Raw genomic sequence first — 15543 nt, forward strand, 5'->3', positions numbered from 1 at the left:
GTAAAACTGATGAAATTTCATCAGCACCTTGGGGTCTTTTTTGAAATGGATTTTTATGAACAATAAAAACACGTTTACCGGGGATAAATTATCCTACGCAATTAAAAATGCCCTGTCTGGTGTTGTGTTTTCGCTACTCTTCGTTTTACCAGTCCGCGCCGTAGAATTCAATGCTGATATGATTGACGTTGAAGATCGTGCGAACATTGATCTCTCGCGATTTGAAAAAAAAGGCTATATCACCCCTGCAAAATACCTCGTTCGTGTGCAAATAAACAAAAACATGTTACCACAAGCGTTAATGCTGGAGTGGGCAAAAGCCGATAATGAAAGTGGTTCGTTACTCTGCTTAACCAAAGAAAACCTGACTAATTTCGGCCTTAATACGGACTTTATTGAATCATTGCAAACCATAGCTGGCAGCGAATGTTTAGATTTAAGTCAACGTCAGGAATTAACGATACGGCTTGATAAAGCCACAATGATATTATCGCTTAGCATTCCCCAAGCATGGTTAAAATACCAGGCAACAAACTGGACGCCCCCCGAATTTTGGGATGACGGTATCGCCGGATTTATCCTTGATTACAACATATACGCTAGCCAGTATTCTCCACAGCAGGGAGACAGTACCCAAAATGTCAGCTCCTATGGTACGTTAGGCTTTAACCTCGGCGCATGGCGCTTACGTAGCGATTACCAATATAATCAGAATTTTGCTGATGGTCGTTCCGTCAGCCATAGCGGTGAATTTGCGCGAACTTATCTCTTTCGCCCTATTCCCTCATGGTCATCTAAGTTCACCATGGGACAATACGACCTGAGTTCCAATCTTTACGATACCTTCCATTTTACTGGCGCATCACTGGAAAGTGATGAAAGCATGTTGCCGCCAGATTTACAGGGTTATGCGCCACAAATTACCGGCATCGCGCAGACCAACGCCAAAGTGACAGTAGCGCAAAATGGTCGTGTACTTTATCAAACCACAGTCGCGCCAGGCCCTTTTACTATTACTGATTTGGGTCAATCGTTTCAGGGTCAACTGGATGTCACTGTTGAAGAAGAAGATGGCCGTACCAATACCTTTCAGGTCGGTTCCGCTTCCATCCCCTATTTAACCCGTAAAGGGCAAGTACGCTACAAAACATCGCTGGGAAAACCAACATCAGTCGGACATAACGATATTAATAACCCCTTTTTCTGGACGGCTGAAGCCTCCTGGGGCTGGCTGAATAATGTGTCGCTCTATGGCGGCGGCATGTTCACTGCAGATGATTACCAGGCGATCACCACTGGCATCGGTTTTAACCTCAATCAATTTGGTTCGCTTTCTTTCGATGTCACCGGAGCTGATGCCTCTTTACAGCAACAAAATAGCGACAATTTGCGTGGTTACAGCTATCGGTTTAACTATGCAAAACATTTCGAATCAACGGGCAGCCAGATTACCTTCGCGGGTTATCGCTTCTCTGATAAAGATTACGTGTCAATGAATGAGTACCTCAACTCACGTAATGGTGATGAGTCAATCGATAACGAAAAAGAAAGTTATGTTATTTCCCTGAACCAGTACTTTGAATCGCTGGAATTAAACTCTTATGTCAACGTTACACGCAATACTTATTGGGACAGCCCTGCCAATACTAATTACTCGATATCAGTAAGCAAAAACTTTGATATTGGTGATTTCAAGGGCATTTCCGCATCGCTGGCAGTGAGTCGCATTCGCTGGGATGATGACGAAGAAAATCAGTATTACTTCTCATTCTCTCTGCCGTTACAGCAAAGTCGCAACCTTTCCTACAGCATGCAGCGCACGGGTGGTAGTAATACTTCGCAAATGGTTTCCTGGTATGACTCGTCAGACCGCAACAATATCTGGAATATTTCGGCGTCAGCAACGGACGATAATATTCGCGATGGCGAACCAACGCTGCGTGGCAGCTATCAGCACAATTCACCGTGGGGACGTCTGAACTTTACCGGTAGTGTGCAACCGAATCAGTACAATTCTGTTACCGCAGGCTGGTACGGTTCAATTACAGCTACGCGTCATGGTGTCGCTCTTCACGATTATAGCTACGGCGATAACGCCCGCATGATGGTCGATACCGATGGTATTCCTGGCGTTGAAATCAACTCTAACCGTACTGTTACCAATGGGCTGGGCATCGCCGTGATACCTTCATTATCGAACTACACCACCTCCATGTTGCGGGTGAATAATAACGTTCTGCCAGAAGGTGTCGATGTCGAAAACTCGGTCATTCGTACTACGCTCACCCAGGGTGCCATCGGCTACGCAAAACTGAATGCCACCACCGGATACCAAATCGTCGGCGTTATTCGCCAGGAAAATGGGCGCTTCCCACCACTGGGGGTGAATGTCACGGATAAATCGACAGGTAAAGATGTGGGCCTGGTGGCGGAAGATGGCTTTGTTTATCTCAGCGGGATTCAGGAAAACAGTACCCTACGTTTAACCTGGGGTGATAACTCCTGTGAAATTACCCCCCCGAACCAAAGTAACATCAACGAAAGTGCCATTATTTTGCCTTGTAAAACAGTCAACTAATTCAGGATGAAAAAAATGAAATCGCTATTAACCGTAACAGGAATGATTTGTTTACTGGGGTTCTGTAACTTCGCCCAAGCGACTGTCTCCCCCGACAGAACGCGCATAATTTTTAATGCTTCAAATAAAAGCGCAACTGTTCGCCTGACCAACCAAAGTAAAATCGATCCTTATTTAGCTCAATCGTGGATTGAGGACGCCAGCGGTAAAAAAACGCGCGATTACATATCAACGCTCCCCCCAATGGAACGTATCGAGGCCAATGAGCAAGTGCAAATTCGCCTGATGGCGCTGTCCGCATTAAACAACTTGCCACAGGACAGAGAAACGCTGTTTTACTATAACGTGCGGGAAATTCCGCCGCGCGCCAAAGAACAGAATGTAATGCAAATCGCCATGCAAAGTCGTCTGAAACTGTTCTGGCGACCCAAATCGATTGAATTAAAAGAGGGAGAGATGGTACCCCTGCAAAAATTGACGATTACCCACAGCGCCGCCGGGTTGACCCTGAATAACCCGACGCCTTATCACATTACCGTCGGTTATATCGGAACTAACGGCAAGACATTAATGCCCGGAACAGACAGCATTATGGTTACCCCTTTTGGGACTGCAACTCAGCAAATTAAAAACCTTCCGACGACCTTCCTACTGGGTTTTGTTGGTGATTACGGTGGGCTGGAAATGTTCAAAATTGACTGTAATTCCGTTCAGTCACTCTGCCAAGCTACACCTGCGAAGAAGGGAAAATTATGATCATGCTTTTTCGTCTCCTGGCAATATTGTGCTTGTTTGTTAATGTTTCTTCTTATGCAGTCGATTGCTATCAGAATAAACGTTTTGGTAATACAGAAATAAATAAACCTATGCCTGCGTTCAAAGTACCACAGGATGCTGAGATTGGTCAGAAAATTTGGGAAAGCGATGATATTAATACAAAAGTTTTTTGCAACAGGGCCGTCAATTGGTCAGAAAGCAATCCATATGAAAATGTTCATGCCTGGATAAAAATAGCAGAGTTCAATGATCCCTCTGTGATAAACAACCCATACTTAACATTTGGTGTAACTTATAATGGACAGGATTACGAAGGAAACAATCAGGGCATTGATACAGGATATTGTCTGGATAGAGCAAACCCATTTCAGATTGTGACTGACACATGCACTAATACTGGTGTCCTCCAAACAGAGGTCACCTTCAATGCTCGATTTCGCTTGTATGTAAAACTTAAACAACACCCCCCAAAGGACACGAAAATTGACTTCAGTACGGTCAATATATTGCAATTCGATGGTTCACAAGGAGCAAACACCGATAATAGAGCCAAAAATTTACACGCTAATATTACTGGACTCGACAATATTTCTTTTCTTGATTGTAGCATAGACATTCGCATTTTCCCTGAAAGTCAAATCGTTAATTTCGGACGTATTGACCCGAGTACAATCGTGACTATACCACCAACAGCTACATTTGATGTTTCAACAATTCGGGATGCTACTGCTAATTGTAGCGAACAATTTGATGTCGCAACCAGTTTCTACACTGATGATACATTATATGATAATACACACTTAGAAATGGGAAACGGTCTTATAATGCACATTACAGATCAAGTTGATAAGACAGATATGAAATTTAATCAGTATAAATTATTTACTACTTATAAACCTAATGAAACCCCAGCAGTAATAACACGAAGTTACCAGGCGAAGCTAACGACAGAACCAGGTGCAACACTGGTTTATGGCCCATTTCAAAAGGACCTGATTGTTAAAATCAACTACAACTAGCCATAAAAACGCCGGGAATATCCCGGCGTTTTCATCTTCAATATTTTGAGTTATTAACTAGCTTTACGCTCATGTGCCTGACGGTATGCCACCAGGTCTTCAATAGTCACGAGCGCCATATTGTGTTTATTGGCAAACTCAATGCACTCTGGTGCACGCGCCATCGTGCCATCGTCATTAGTCAGCTCACACAACACACCAGCTGGTTTAAAGCCTGCCAGCGTCATCAGATCAATAGTCGCTTCGGTATGGCCGCCACGCGTCAGCACACCACCAGCCTGCGCGCGCAGTGGGAAAACGTGGCCAGGACGATTCAGATCAGAAGGTTTTGCGCCATCGGCAATCGCTGCGCGAACGGTCGTAATACGGTCAGCGGCAGAAACACCGGTAGTCACACCTTCAGCCGCTTCAATGGTCACGGTAAAACCGGTGCCATAGGCGCTGGTGTTATTTTCTACCATCATTGGCAGATCGAGTTGTTTACGGCGATCTTCAGTAATGCACAGGCAAACAATACCGCTACCGTGGCGAATGGTCAGCGCCATCTGCTCAACGGTCATGGTTTCTGCCGGGAAGATCATATCGCCTTCGTTTTCACGGTCTTCATCATCAAGCACCATTACACCGCGTCCTTCACGCAGCGCAGCCAGTGCATTTTCAACACGTTCGAAAGGCGTACCAAAAGAGGAAAGTAGCGTCTGATTCATGGTAAAAAAAACCTCACTAAAATTATGGTTACCAGAATCAGGGCAGTCTTAGGAGTGGCGGCATATAGCCAAAATAACGTGAGCGGGTCCATGCCCGACAGAATCGTTACTCTCTCCCATCCGGACTCTAACCGTCGGCCCCGGAATTACACCGGATCTGCTGTCCTTTGAGTTCGCACCCAAAGCGCTCGCGGGCTTTCAACTAAGTTGATTTACCGCCGGTGGGGAATTTCGCCCCGCCCTGAGAATAAGCGGATTCACTATAACGCTAATGATTAGCGGCAGCAACGCATAGCTTCACATTATTCTGGTTTATGACTTACCCTTATCGCACTACAATGGCACTCAACACCTATCAGTACAGGGAAACTACAATGATTGACCCGAAAAAAATTGAGCAAATCGCTCGCCAGGTTCACGAATCAATGCCTAAAGGAATCAGGGAGTTCGGGGAAGATGTGGAGAAAAAAATCCGCCAAACCCTACAAGCGCAGTTGACGCGTCTCGATCTGGTAAGCCGCGAAGAATTCGACGTTCAGACGCAAGTCCTGTTACGGACTCGTGAAAAACTGGCGTTACTAGAACAACGCATCAGCGAACTGGAAGCGCGCAATAATCCGGTAGCAGAACTTCAATCTCCTCCAGCTATCCCGCCGGTTGATAAAGCAGAATAAAGCACCACAAAAACGGGCCAGACGGCCCGTAATATCAATGTTCTAATTCCAGTTCTCTGGTTTGCATCATCTGTTGGCAATACCAGGCATAACGTGCGCAAAACCAGGTTCTATGTTCTTCATCCATGTTACCAGTAACGGCCAGAATATCGACCGGGCGACCTTCTGCGTGCATTCTGGCAAAACTACGCGCCAGGAAATCGAAGTTATTTAAAGAATTAAGACTATGATCCATAAGCACATCCTCCGGTTATCGCATACCTTTTAAGGCCATATGCTTTTTCTGATTTCAGTATTCCCCAATCAGTGTAGTGCCTTTAAACATAACGTGCGTAAATATATTGTTCCCGATCACACTTTTTAGTGAAAAATAAAAAACAACATTAAAAGACTTTCTCTTTCAGAACATCTCTCACATGTGTTATTATTAACAAAGATAAATGTAAGCAAGGAAATTATCGCAAAATAAATATTGCGTCACTAAATGGACATTGGAGTGACATATGATTTTATTCGCCGACTATAACACCCCTTATCTTTTCGCTATTTCCTTTGTACTGTTGATCGGCCTTTTAGAAATTTTTGCGCTTATCTGCGGTCACATGCTTTCCGGTGCTCTTGATGCACATCTTGACCATTATGATTCCATAACCACAGGTCATATTAGCCAGGCACTTCATTATCTCAATTTTGGAAGATTGCCAGCTCTCGTCGTTCTCTGTTTACTGGCTGGTTTTTTTGGTCTTATTGGCATCCTGTTGCAGCATGCCTGCATCATGGTTTGGCAATCACCACTCTCGAACCTGTTCGTGGTTCCTGTCAGTTTACTGTTTACGATTATTGCGGTGCATTATACCGGTAAAATAGTTGCGCCCTGGATTCCACGCGACCATAGTTCAGCTATTACAGAAGAAGAATATATTGGTAGCATGGCGTTAATTACCGGTCATCAGGCCACTTCAGGTAATCCCTGCGAAGGAAAACTCACCGATCAATTTGGCCAAATACATTATTTACTACTAGAGCCTGAAGAAGGAAAAATTTTCACTAAAGGAGACAAAGTGTTAATTATTTGCCGACTTTCTGCAACGCGATATTTGGCGGAAAACAATCCCTGGCCCCAAATATTGTAATTTATTAATCAAAAGGAAATTTAATAATGGATGATATTGTTAATTCTGTGCCCTCCTGGATGTTTACCGCAATTATTGCCGTATGCATTCTGTTTATTATTGGAATTATTTTCGCCAGGCTCTATCGTCGCGCTTCGGCAGAGCAAGCTTTTGTTCGTACTGGTTTAGGTGGGCAAAAAGTGGTAATGAGCGGTGGCGCAATCGTGATGCCGATCTTTCATGAAATAATCCCCATCAATATGAATACTCTGAAGCTGGAAGTCAGCCGCTCAACCATTGATAGCCTGATTACGAAAGATCGTATGCGCGTCGATGTCGTTGTCGCTTTCTTTGTGCGGGTAAAACCGTCAGTGGAAGGTATTGCCACCGCCGCCCAGACGCTGGGGCAACGCACCCTGTCGCCTGAAGACTTACGTATGTTGGTTGAAGATAAATTTGTCGATGCCCTCCGTGCAACAGCTGCACAAATGACCATGCATGAGTTACAGGATACCCGCGAGAACTTCGTGCAGGGCGTACAAAATACCGTTGCTGAAGATCTGTCGAAAAACGGCCTGGAACTGGAAAGCGTTTCACTTACCAACTTTAACCAGACGTCGAAAGAACATTTCAATCCTAACAACGCCTTTGACGCCGAAGGTTTAACCAAGCTGACGCAGGAGACGGAGCGCCGTCGTCGCGAACGTAACGAAGTTGAACAGGATGTAGAAGTTGCGGTGCGTGAGAAAAACCGTGATGCGCTTTCGCGGAAGCTGGAGATTGAACAGCAAGAAGCGTTTATGACGCTTGAGCAGGAGCAGCAGGTTAAAACCCGTACCGCTGAGCAGAATGCGAAAATTGCGGCTTTTGAGGCCGAGCGTCGTCGGGAAGCAGAGCAGACGCGAATTCTGGCTGAACGACAGATTCAGGAAACGGAAATCGACCGCGAACAGGCCGTCCGTTCCAGAAAAGTTGAAGCTGAACGTGAAGTTCGCATTAAAGAGATCGAACAGCAGCAGGTCACCGAAATCGCCAACCAGACGAAATCGATCGCTATTGCCGCCAAATCGGAACAGCAGTCACAAGCGGAAGCGCGTGCCAACCTTGCACTTGCAGAAGCGGTAAGCGCCCAGCAAAACGTAGAAACCACTCGCCAGACCGCAGAAGCCGATCGTGCTAAACAAGTTGCCCTAATCGCTGCCGCGCAGGATGCAGAAACCAAAGCGGTTGAACTGACCGTGCGGGCGAAAGCAGAAAAAGAAGCCGCAGAGATGCAGGCGGCGGCGATCGTTGAGTTAGCCGAAGCAACACGCAAAAAAGGCCTGGCGGAAGCAGAAGCGCAACGTGCGCTGAACGACGCTATCAACGTACTTTCTGACGAGCAAACCAGCCTTAAATTCAAACTGGCATTGTTACAGGCGCTCCCTGCGGTAATTGAGAAATCTGTGGAACCAATGAAGTCTATCGACGGTATTAAGATTATTCAGGTCGATGGTCTGAACCGTGGTGGTACCGCAGGGGATGCAATATCAGGTAGCGTTGGTGAAGGAAATCTGGCGGAACAAGCGTTATCAGCCGCGCTTTCTTATCGCACACAGGCACCGCTGATTGACTCCTTACTCAATGAAATCGGTGTTTCAGGCGGCTCGCTAGCGGCATTGACTTCACCCTTAACCTCAACAACTCCCGTCGCAGAAAACATAGAATAAATTTTCAACTATGAACATCCCTGGCCCAAAAAGCCGGGGATTTTTTATATCTGCGTTCCGCTAAAAAGTACAAATGATCAGGTTGTTACAGCGTTTTGCGAGCCAACTCGGGGAAGAGAAAACTGCATCAGGGAAAGCATTGCGCGGGGTCCGGCGCTCATCAACAATCGGGGAGCCAGCAAGGGGCTGAAACGGGAAAGCCCCTCCCGAGGAAGGGGCCTTGTATAAGGAAAGGGTTATGATGAAGTTCGTCATCATACTGATTGTGTTGTTACTGTTAAGTTTCCCGACTTACTAACAACCAATTCAGAGGGGGGAGAAATCCTCCCTTACCCTTGTTCCTTTACTTTAGGTTGAAAAAAAATCAGCGTCAAGAAGGTTTCATTAACACATATCCCTGGCCCAAAAAGCCGGGGATTTTTTATATCTGCGTTCCGCTAAAAAGTACAAATGATCAGGTTGTTACAGCGTTTTGCGAGCCAACTCGGGGAAGAGAAAACTGCATAAGAGAAAGCATTGCGCGGGGTCTGGCGCTCATCAACAATCGGGGAATCAGCAAGGGGCTGAAACGGGAAAGCCCCTCCCGAAGAAGGGGCCTTGTATAAGGAAAGGGTTATGATGAAGTTCGTCATCATACTGATTGTGCTGTTACTGATAAGTTTCCACGCTTATTAACGGCCATTCAGAGGGGGGAGAAATCCTCCCTTACCCTTGTTCCTTTACTTTAGGTTGAAAAAACAACAGCGTCAATAGGACTATCCGGCACAACGCGAGAACTGTGAACCGCTTTCCGGTTAGCCTTTTTTATCCTGCTGGATCTTCTTGATAATGTTAGTGGTTGAGCAACCGTCTTCGAAGTTGAGCACCAGCACTTCGCCACCGTTGGCCCAGACTTCTTTACTCCCGGCAATCTCTTCTGGTTTATAGTCGCCGCCTTTCACCAGCAGGTCTGGCAAGATCCCGGCGATCAAGCGCTGCGGCGTGTCTTCTTCAAACGACACCACCCAGTCGACCGCTTCCAGTGCCCCCAGCACAATCATACGCTGTTCGAGAGGGTTAACGGGGCGGGAATCCCCTTTCAGCCGTTTGGTGGAGGCGTCGCTGTTGACGGCGACAATCAAACGGTCACCCAGTTTACGGGCGTTTGCCAGATAGGAGACATGCCCGGCGTGCAGAATGTCGAAGACGCCGTTGGTCATCACCACTTTTTCACCGCGTTTACGCGCCGCCGCTACCGCCAGCTTCAGCTCCTCTTCGGTCATCACACCAAAGCCGGTATCTGCACGTCCACGTACTGCGTTTTCCAGCTCGATCGGTGAAACCGTGGATGTTCCCAGTTTGCCAACCACCACGCCAGCCGCCGCGTTGGCAAAGAAGCAGGCTTCTTCCAGCGAATTACCCGCCGCCAGCGTTGCTGCCAGCACACCAATCACCGTATCGCCCGCACCGGTGACGTCATACACTTCTTGCGCCTGGGTTGGCATATGCAGCGGCTCTTTACCCGGTTGCAGCAGCGACATCCCCTGCTCGGAACGGGTTACCAACAGCGCAGAGAGTTCGTAGTCGGCAATCAGTTTCATGCCGCGTTCAACAATCTCTTCTTCTGTTTTACATTTACCAACAACAGCTTCAAATTCCGAGAGATTCGGCGTTAACAGCGTAGCGCCGCGGTAGCGCTCAAAATCGGTCCCTTTTGGATCAATCAGTACCGGAACGCCTGCTTTACGTGCCAGTTGGATCATCTGCTGCACACTTGCCAGCGCACCTTTCGCGTAGTCAGAGAGCACCAGCGCGCCAATCGAACTCAGCGCCTGATTAATCCGCTCGTGCAGCGGCTGCGGATCAACCCCTTCGAAACCTTCTTCAAAATCCAGACGGATCAGCTGTTGGTTGCGGGAAAGTACCCGTAATTTGGTGATGGTCGGATGCGTCGGTACAGAAACGAAGTCGCATTTGACGTTGACGTCGGCCAGAGATTTACTCAGCGCGCGCGCCGCATCGTCAATGCCCGTCAACCCGACCAGGCGTGCATTAGCACCGAGAGAAGCGATATTCATCGCCACGTTAGCCGCGCCGCCCGGACGTTCTTCGATGGTATTCACTTTAACCACGGGCACCGGCGCTTCCGGCGAGATACGGCTGGTAGGACCGTACCAGTAACGATCCAGCATCACATCACCAACCACCATCACTCCTGCACGTTCAAACTCTGGCAGCGTTACTTTCATTCCTGTCTCCTGAGAGATTCAAAATTTGCGCGCGATAATACCATACTTCATTCTTCCACCAGCCACTTCTGCCAGCTTGCCCGCACCAGATCACGCTCTGCGGTGAAGCAATCCTCCGACACATGGCCCGGCAATTCCTGTAATGCCAGATGATGAAGTTCATCGCGCAGCGTAGTGTAAGCACGGGTCAGCACCATCGCTTCCTGCTCTTCCATAATGTCGTTTTGCGCCAGCAGCTCCAGAATACGCACGTTGTCTGACCAGCGCGTTAACTTCGGTTTTTCATGAGCGTAGCGCAACACCAGATATTGGGTAATAAATTCGATATCAGTAATTCCGCCTTCATCGGCTTTGATATCAAAGCGATCGCGATGTTTATTGCCGAGATGAGCGCGCATTTTCTCGCGCATTTCCCGCACTTCCGTTTGCAGAGTTTTACCTTCACGCGGCAGCGTCATAATCTCGCGACGCACCGCGTCAAAGTGCGCGGTGAGCTGCGGATCGCCGTACACTACACGCGCACGCACCAGCGCCTGATGTTCCCACGTCCAGGCCTCGTTTTTCTGATAATCGGCAAACGCGTCTGCAGATGTCACCAGCATTCCCGCCGCCCCGGACGGACGCAGCCGCGCATCCACTTCGTACAAAATGCCGGAAGAGGTGCGCGTACTGAACAGATGCATAATGCGTTGCGCCAGACGCAGATAAAACTGTCGCCCGTCGATTTCCCGCTCGCCGTCAGTCATCGCATCCATTGGGCAATCATGGAGGAAGATCAGGTCAAGATCGGAACTGTAGCCTAACTCCCAGCCGCCCAGCTTGCCGTAGCCGACCACCGCAAAACCACGCCCTTCGCGTTCGTTCAGGTGATTTGGCTTACCGTAGCGGGCAACCATTTGAACCCATGCCTGCTGAACGACGGCGTCAATCATTGCTTCCGCCAGCCAGGTTAAGTGATCGCTCACTTTCATTACCGGTAGCGTACCGGCGATATCCGCTGCCGCAATACGTAACAGTTGCGCCTGTTTGAACTGACGCAGCGCCTCAAGCTGTTGTTCTTCGTCATCTTCCGGCACGCGCAGCAAATATTGGCGCAGTTCATCTCGGTAGGCATCCGTCGCCGTCGGCTGGTAAAGAGTGTTCGGATCGAGCAGTTCGTCCAGCAATAATGGATAACGCGCCAGTTGGCTGGCAATCATCGGCGATGCGGCGCACAGCGAAATCAAATGCTTAAGCGCCGCGGGGAATTCACTAAGCAGCTCAAGATAGGTAGTGCGGGTAACAATCCCCACCAGCAAAGCCGCAATGCGCGACAGCGTGACAGCAGCGTCTTCACGGGCACATACATCACTTAGCAGATGCGGCATCAGATGGTCGAGCACCTGACGTCCTCGCGGCCCGATTGTGCGCTTATCCAGCTCTTTGCGGAAATCGGCAATCAGTGTTAGCACCTGTTTGCGATCATCTTCGCTAAGATGTGCCAGCACTGGCGTGGTGTCATCTTCCTGCAACGCATCCTGCCACAGCTCACGCCACTGTTCCGATAGCGACTCTTCCTGTGTTTCGCTTTCGTCATCGCCAATCAATTCGTTAAACACCCGGCGCACATTGGTCATATGTCCGGTCAGCGCCCCGGTTAGTTGCGGCCAGTCCGCGAAATCCATTGCCCATGCCAGCCGCGCACGGTTAAGCTCATCAGAAGGAAGTGTCTGGGTTTGTTCGTCGTTAATGCTTTGCAGCAGGTTTTCCAGACGCCGCAGGAAGAGATACGCCACTCGCAATTGTTCAGCATCTTTTTCAGAAAGCAGATGCAGCGCGGCAATGGCGCTGAGCGTTGGCAGTAAAGAGCGCGATTGCAGCGACGGTTCGCGCCCGCCGCGAATGAGCTGGAATACCTGGACGATAAATTCAATTTCGCGAATGCCACCCGCGCCAAGTTTGATGTTGTCGGTCAAACCGCGTCGGCGCACTTCACGGGCAATCATCCCTTTCATGTTGCGCAGCGACTGGATGACGCTGAAATCGATGTAACGGCGGAAAACAAACGGGCGCAGCATCGCACGCAACTCGTTAGCATAGACGCCGTCGCTATCGCCCATAATCCGCGCCTTGACCATGGCGTATCGCTCCCAGTCGCGCCCCTGCTCCTGGTAATAGTCTTCCAGTGCCGCAAAGCTCAGCACCAGCGGGCCACTTTCGCCAAACGGACGCAGTCGCATATCCACGCGATAAACAAAACCATCCTGCGTTGGTTGATCCAGCACTTTAATCAGCCGCTGACCCATGCGGGTAAAGAACTGAGCGTTATCCAGTTCCCTGCGTCCGCCCTGCGTGCAACCATGTTCCGGCCAGACAAAAATCAGATCGATATCTGAGGAAAAATTCAGCTCCCCGCCGCCCAGTTTACCCATGCCTAAAATCAGCAGCGGTTGCGCTTCACCCTGCGCATTGCAGGGCGTACCCCACTCGCGGCAGCAGGCCTCATACAGCCAGTCACGCGCGGCGACAATCAATGTCTCCGCCAGATGGCTGAGCTGCTGCAATATGCTCTCTTCAGTAACCAGTGCCAGCGTTTGCGCCCAGGCAATGCGCACCATAATGCGCCGCCGGAACAGACGCAGCTCGCGCATTAACCCTGCTTCGTCGCTTACATCACTGAGCGCCTTCTGCAACCATGCAGCGTAATGCTGCCATTCGTCGGCCTGCGGCGGCTGGCTTTCCAGTTCCGTCAGCCACTCTGGATGCGCAATTACGCTGTCCTGCACAAAATCACTGAAGGTAAGTACTGACTTCGCCTGTGCGCTAAGTGATTCCTCGGCTAAAGGCGCTGGCAGCCGCTCAACAACGGTCTGCCAGTACTGCTGTAACGGTGAAGAGAGCGGCTTCATAAGCGATTTTATCCTTGCCTGATTAACGTTTTCCGCTGTGCAACCAGAACGGTTCCTGATTGTTTGCCTCATTACGGAAATGTTCAATTTCAATGCGTTGCCCGGTCGCAATGGCATGACGCAGTCCCTGCCAGTTCTCCAGCCAGGCTTGCGCGACGAGAGGATCGTAGTAACCCGCCAGCAACAATATTGAGTCAATGTCACGCGTCAGGCGCGGCAATTGGTCACGGTAGCGATCGCCTAATGGCTGGCAGAAAACGCTTTTCAGTTCAGCGGCATGGCGGGAAAGATGGATATCGGCAAAGCGTTTGAAAGAATCGCTGATTTTGCCCTGCGCTTTGGCATCTAAAAACGGCTGCCAGGCTTTCATTACCAGCCATTCGGTCAACGCCAGCTTCGCCATCGCCGTTTCGGTAGAGTAGACCGCCGTCACGGCAGATACCGCAGATGCGATGGTCGCTTCGCATTGAGTCAGCAGGTCACGTAAGTGAGTGCTCGCTTTACGCGGCACAATGCCACCGAACAGCATCAGCGTATGACGGACCAGGCCAATGGCAGCCAGCACTTGCTCTTTCGCCGCATCGTTGCCACGTACCCACAGTTCTTCATGATACTGCCATTGCGCTAACGCCAGCTCGAGCGCCGCTTCCAGCCCCTGTTCCACATCAGCTTTTGTCGCAACATGCAAAATGGTGGTCGGTTTGATTTCACGCGCGGGATTGCCCTGCGCCAGATGATAGCCACGCGCCGCTTTGCTCAGGCTGCCCTGGCGTAATCCGGTTTGCGATACCAGTTGGTTCGCCAGTTTCAGCACCGCGCGCGTGTCGCCGCTAAGCAGTTCCAGTTCAAGCTCGCAGATAGGCTCAGCAAATTCCCCCGCTTTCACTTCCCCCTGGTCGAGAGCGATTTCAATTTGGCTACCATCGACCTCTACCAGCCACTTTTCGCGATAAAAATCGGTGCTGAACAGCGGTTGTACGCGGGAAGCGAGATCGGCAGGCAATTCGCCGTTCGGCCAGACTTCCGTCGGTAACTGCGCCAGCTCGAGCGTCGGTTCGCTCAACGCCACGTTATATTCCGGGCGCTGGTGTAAACCGCCAGTCACTCTTCCTGCGACTTTCATGGTCATCTCATAGCGGCCGTTTTCGCCACGAATACGTAAGCCCATATCATGTTCACGCAACCAGTTATCCGGCGTTTCGTAGTAAATATTCAGCAACTGCACGGGGTCATGGTGCTCGCCGCCCAGCGTATTGAGATGGTCACGCAACGCCTCAACGGCACTGTGATTAACAATAAACTTTAATTCGATTTCCTGAGCCATCCTTCCTCCACTGGGTACTCCCCCCCAACGTAGGCGGGAGGGGAATTTGGGCTGTTAAGCCCGCAGTTTATCAGCCACGCTGATTCTGAATATACTTTTTCACAACTTCCAGCGGTGCTCCACCACATGAACCGATGAAATAAGAGCGTGACCAGAGTACGGGCTTTGAATACGCGGCGCGCAAATCAATAAAATCATTCCGCAGCCGCCTACTGGTAACGGACTTAAGGCTGTTTACCAGCTTTGTGAGTTGCACCAACGGTGGGTATTCAATCAGCATGTGAACATGATCTGCCTCGCCGTCACATTCCTTTAACTCGGCGCCAAAGTCCGCGCATACCTCTGCTACATACTGACGCATGTTTTCATGATGCAATTCACCAAAAACTGGACGGCGGTATTTTGTCATAAAAACAACGTGAACATGCAACAGGTAAGCTGAATAGCGTGAACGATTGATTTCGCACACGTATTGACCCTCCCAAAAAAATGTGGATATATTGTACATTCTAAACAACCACATACTG

14 protein-coding genes and 1 riboswitch are annotated in these 15543 nt (G+C 49.4%); of the genes, 8 read left to right on the forward strand and 6 right to left on the reverse strand.

Annotation, left to right across the window (positions count from 1 at the left end; all coding sequences use genetic code 11):
- Positions 1–55 precede the first annotated feature (55 nt).
- From AACU19_RS17360 to AACU19_RS17370, 3 genes are read left to right on the forward strand one after another with little or no spacing between them, the layout of a single operon-like run.
- Positions 56–2578, forward strand: coding sequence for a fimbria/pilus outer membrane usher protein (locus tag AACU19_RS17360; RefSeq protein ID WP_105278340.1), 2523 nt, complete (start codon positions 56–58; stop codon positions 2576–2578).
- Between the two features lie 15 nt (positions 2579–2593).
- Positions 2594–3334 carry a fimbrial biogenesis chaperone gene (locus tag AACU19_RS17365; protein ID WP_001360978.1) on the forward strand — a complete coding sequence of 247 codons (741 nt, stop codon included), beginning with the start codon at positions 2594–2596 and terminating at the stop codon, positions 3332–3334.
- Complete coding sequence (locus AACU19_RS17370) at positions 3331–4374, forward strand: hypothetical protein (protein ID WP_000605601.1); 1044 nt, start codon at positions 3331–3333, stop codon at positions 4372–4374. The genes AACU19_RS17365 and AACU19_RS17370 overlap by 4 nt, the downstream gene beginning before the upstream one ends.
- A gap of 53 nt (positions 4375–4427) precedes the next feature.
- Here the strand turns inward: AACU19_RS17370 and ribB are convergent, their stop codons facing one another.
- On the reverse strand, positions 4428–5081 hold the full coding sequence (ribB, locus tag AACU19_RS17375) for a 3,4-dihydroxy-2-butanone-4-phosphate synthase (RefSeq protein ID WP_001076997.1): 654 nt from the start codon (positions 5079–5081) through the stop codon (positions 4428–4430).
- 104 nt (positions 5082–5185) lie between these two features.
- Positions 5186–5334: riboswitch (FMN riboswitch) on the reverse strand.
- Between the two features lie 121 nt (positions 5335–5455).
- On the opposite strand from ribB, the gene ubiK reads away from it, so the two are divergent.
- Entirely contained in the window at positions 5456–5755 is a 300-nt protein-coding gene (gene ubiK, locus AACU19_RS17380; RefSeq protein WP_000566827.1) for a ubiquinone biosynthesis accessory factor UbiK, read from the forward strand.
- 34 nt (positions 5756–5789) lie between these two features.
- Here the strand turns inward: ubiK and glgS are convergent, their stop codons facing one another.
- Entirely contained in the window at positions 5790–5990 is a 201-nt protein-coding gene (gene glgS / locus AACU19_RS17385) for a cell surface composition regulator GlgS (protein ID WP_001296424.1), read from the reverse strand.
- 268 nt (positions 5991–6258) lie between these two features.
- Between glgS and AACU19_RS17390 the strand changes: the two genes are divergently transcribed.
- From AACU19_RS17390 to AACU19_RS17405, 4 genes are all read left to right on the forward strand, one after another.
- Positions 6259–6888: an OB-fold-containig protein gene (locus AACU19_RS17390; RefSeq protein ID WP_105278341.1), complete on the forward strand. Its 630-nt coding sequence runs from the start codon at positions 6259–6261 to the stop codon at positions 6886–6888.
- A 26-nt stretch (positions 6889–6914) separates the two neighbouring features.
- Positions 6915–8576: a flotillin family protein gene (locus AACU19_RS17395; protein ID WP_105278342.1), complete on the forward strand. Its 1662-nt coding sequence runs from the start codon at positions 6915–6917 to the stop codon at positions 8574–8576.
- A gap of 238 nt (positions 8577–8814) precedes the next feature.
- Entirely contained in the window at positions 8815–8874 is a 60-nt protein-coding gene (locus tag AACU19_RS17400; protein WP_071821827.1) for a type I toxin-antitoxin system Ibs family toxin, read from the forward strand.
- Positions 8875–9191: 317 nt separating this feature from the next.
- Positions 9192–9251 carry a type I toxin-antitoxin system Ibs family toxin gene (locus tag AACU19_RS17405; RefSeq protein WP_100733770.1) on the forward strand — a complete coding sequence of 20 codons (60 nt, stop codon included), beginning with the start codon at positions 9192–9194 and terminating at the stop codon, positions 9249–9251.
- 119 nt (positions 9252–9370) lie between these two features.
- On the opposite strand, the gene hldE is transcribed toward AACU19_RS17405, so the two are convergent.
- The 4 genes from hldE to tnpA all read right to left on the reverse strand — a co-directional run bounded on the left by hldE (position 9371) and on the right by tnpA (position 15539).
- The gene (hldE, locus tag AACU19_RS17410) at positions 9371–10804 is read right to left on the reverse strand and encodes a bifunctional D-glycero-beta-D-manno-heptose-7-phosphate kinase/D-glycero-beta-D-manno-heptose 1-phosphate adenylyltransferase HldE (protein WP_000869186.1); all 1434 of its coding nucleotides are present in this window, start codon (positions 10802–10804) and stop codon (positions 9371–9373) included.
- Between the two features lie 47 nt (positions 10805–10851).
- Positions 10852–13692, reverse strand: a complete 2841-nt coding sequence (gene glnE / locus AACU19_RS17415) for a bifunctional [glutamate--ammonia ligase]-adenylyl-L-tyrosine phosphorylase/[glutamate--ammonia-ligase] adenylyltransferase (RefSeq protein ID WP_105278344.1) — start codon at positions 13690–13692, stop codon at positions 10852–10854.
- A 22-nt stretch (positions 13693–13714) separates the two neighbouring features.
- The gene (gene ygiF, locus AACU19_RS17420; RefSeq protein ID WP_105278345.1) at positions 13715–15016 is read right to left on the reverse strand and encodes an inorganic triphosphatase; all 1302 of its coding nucleotides are present in this window, start codon (positions 15014–15016) and stop codon (positions 13715–13717) included.
- A gap of 70 nt (positions 15017–15086) precedes the next feature.
- A complete protein-coding gene (tnpA, locus tag AACU19_RS17425; RefSeq protein ID WP_105278346.1) occupies positions 15087–15539 on the reverse strand; it encodes an IS200/IS605-like element ISEc41 family transposase in 453 nt (150 codons plus the stop codon).
- Positions 15540–15543 lie beyond the last annotated feature (4 nt).

The organism is Escherichia sp. MOD1-EC4550, from assembly GCF_963876935.1.
GTDB classification, from domain to species: domain Bacteria; phylum Pseudomonadota; class Gammaproteobacteria; order Enterobacterales; family Enterobacteriaceae; genus Escherichia; species Escherichia coli_F.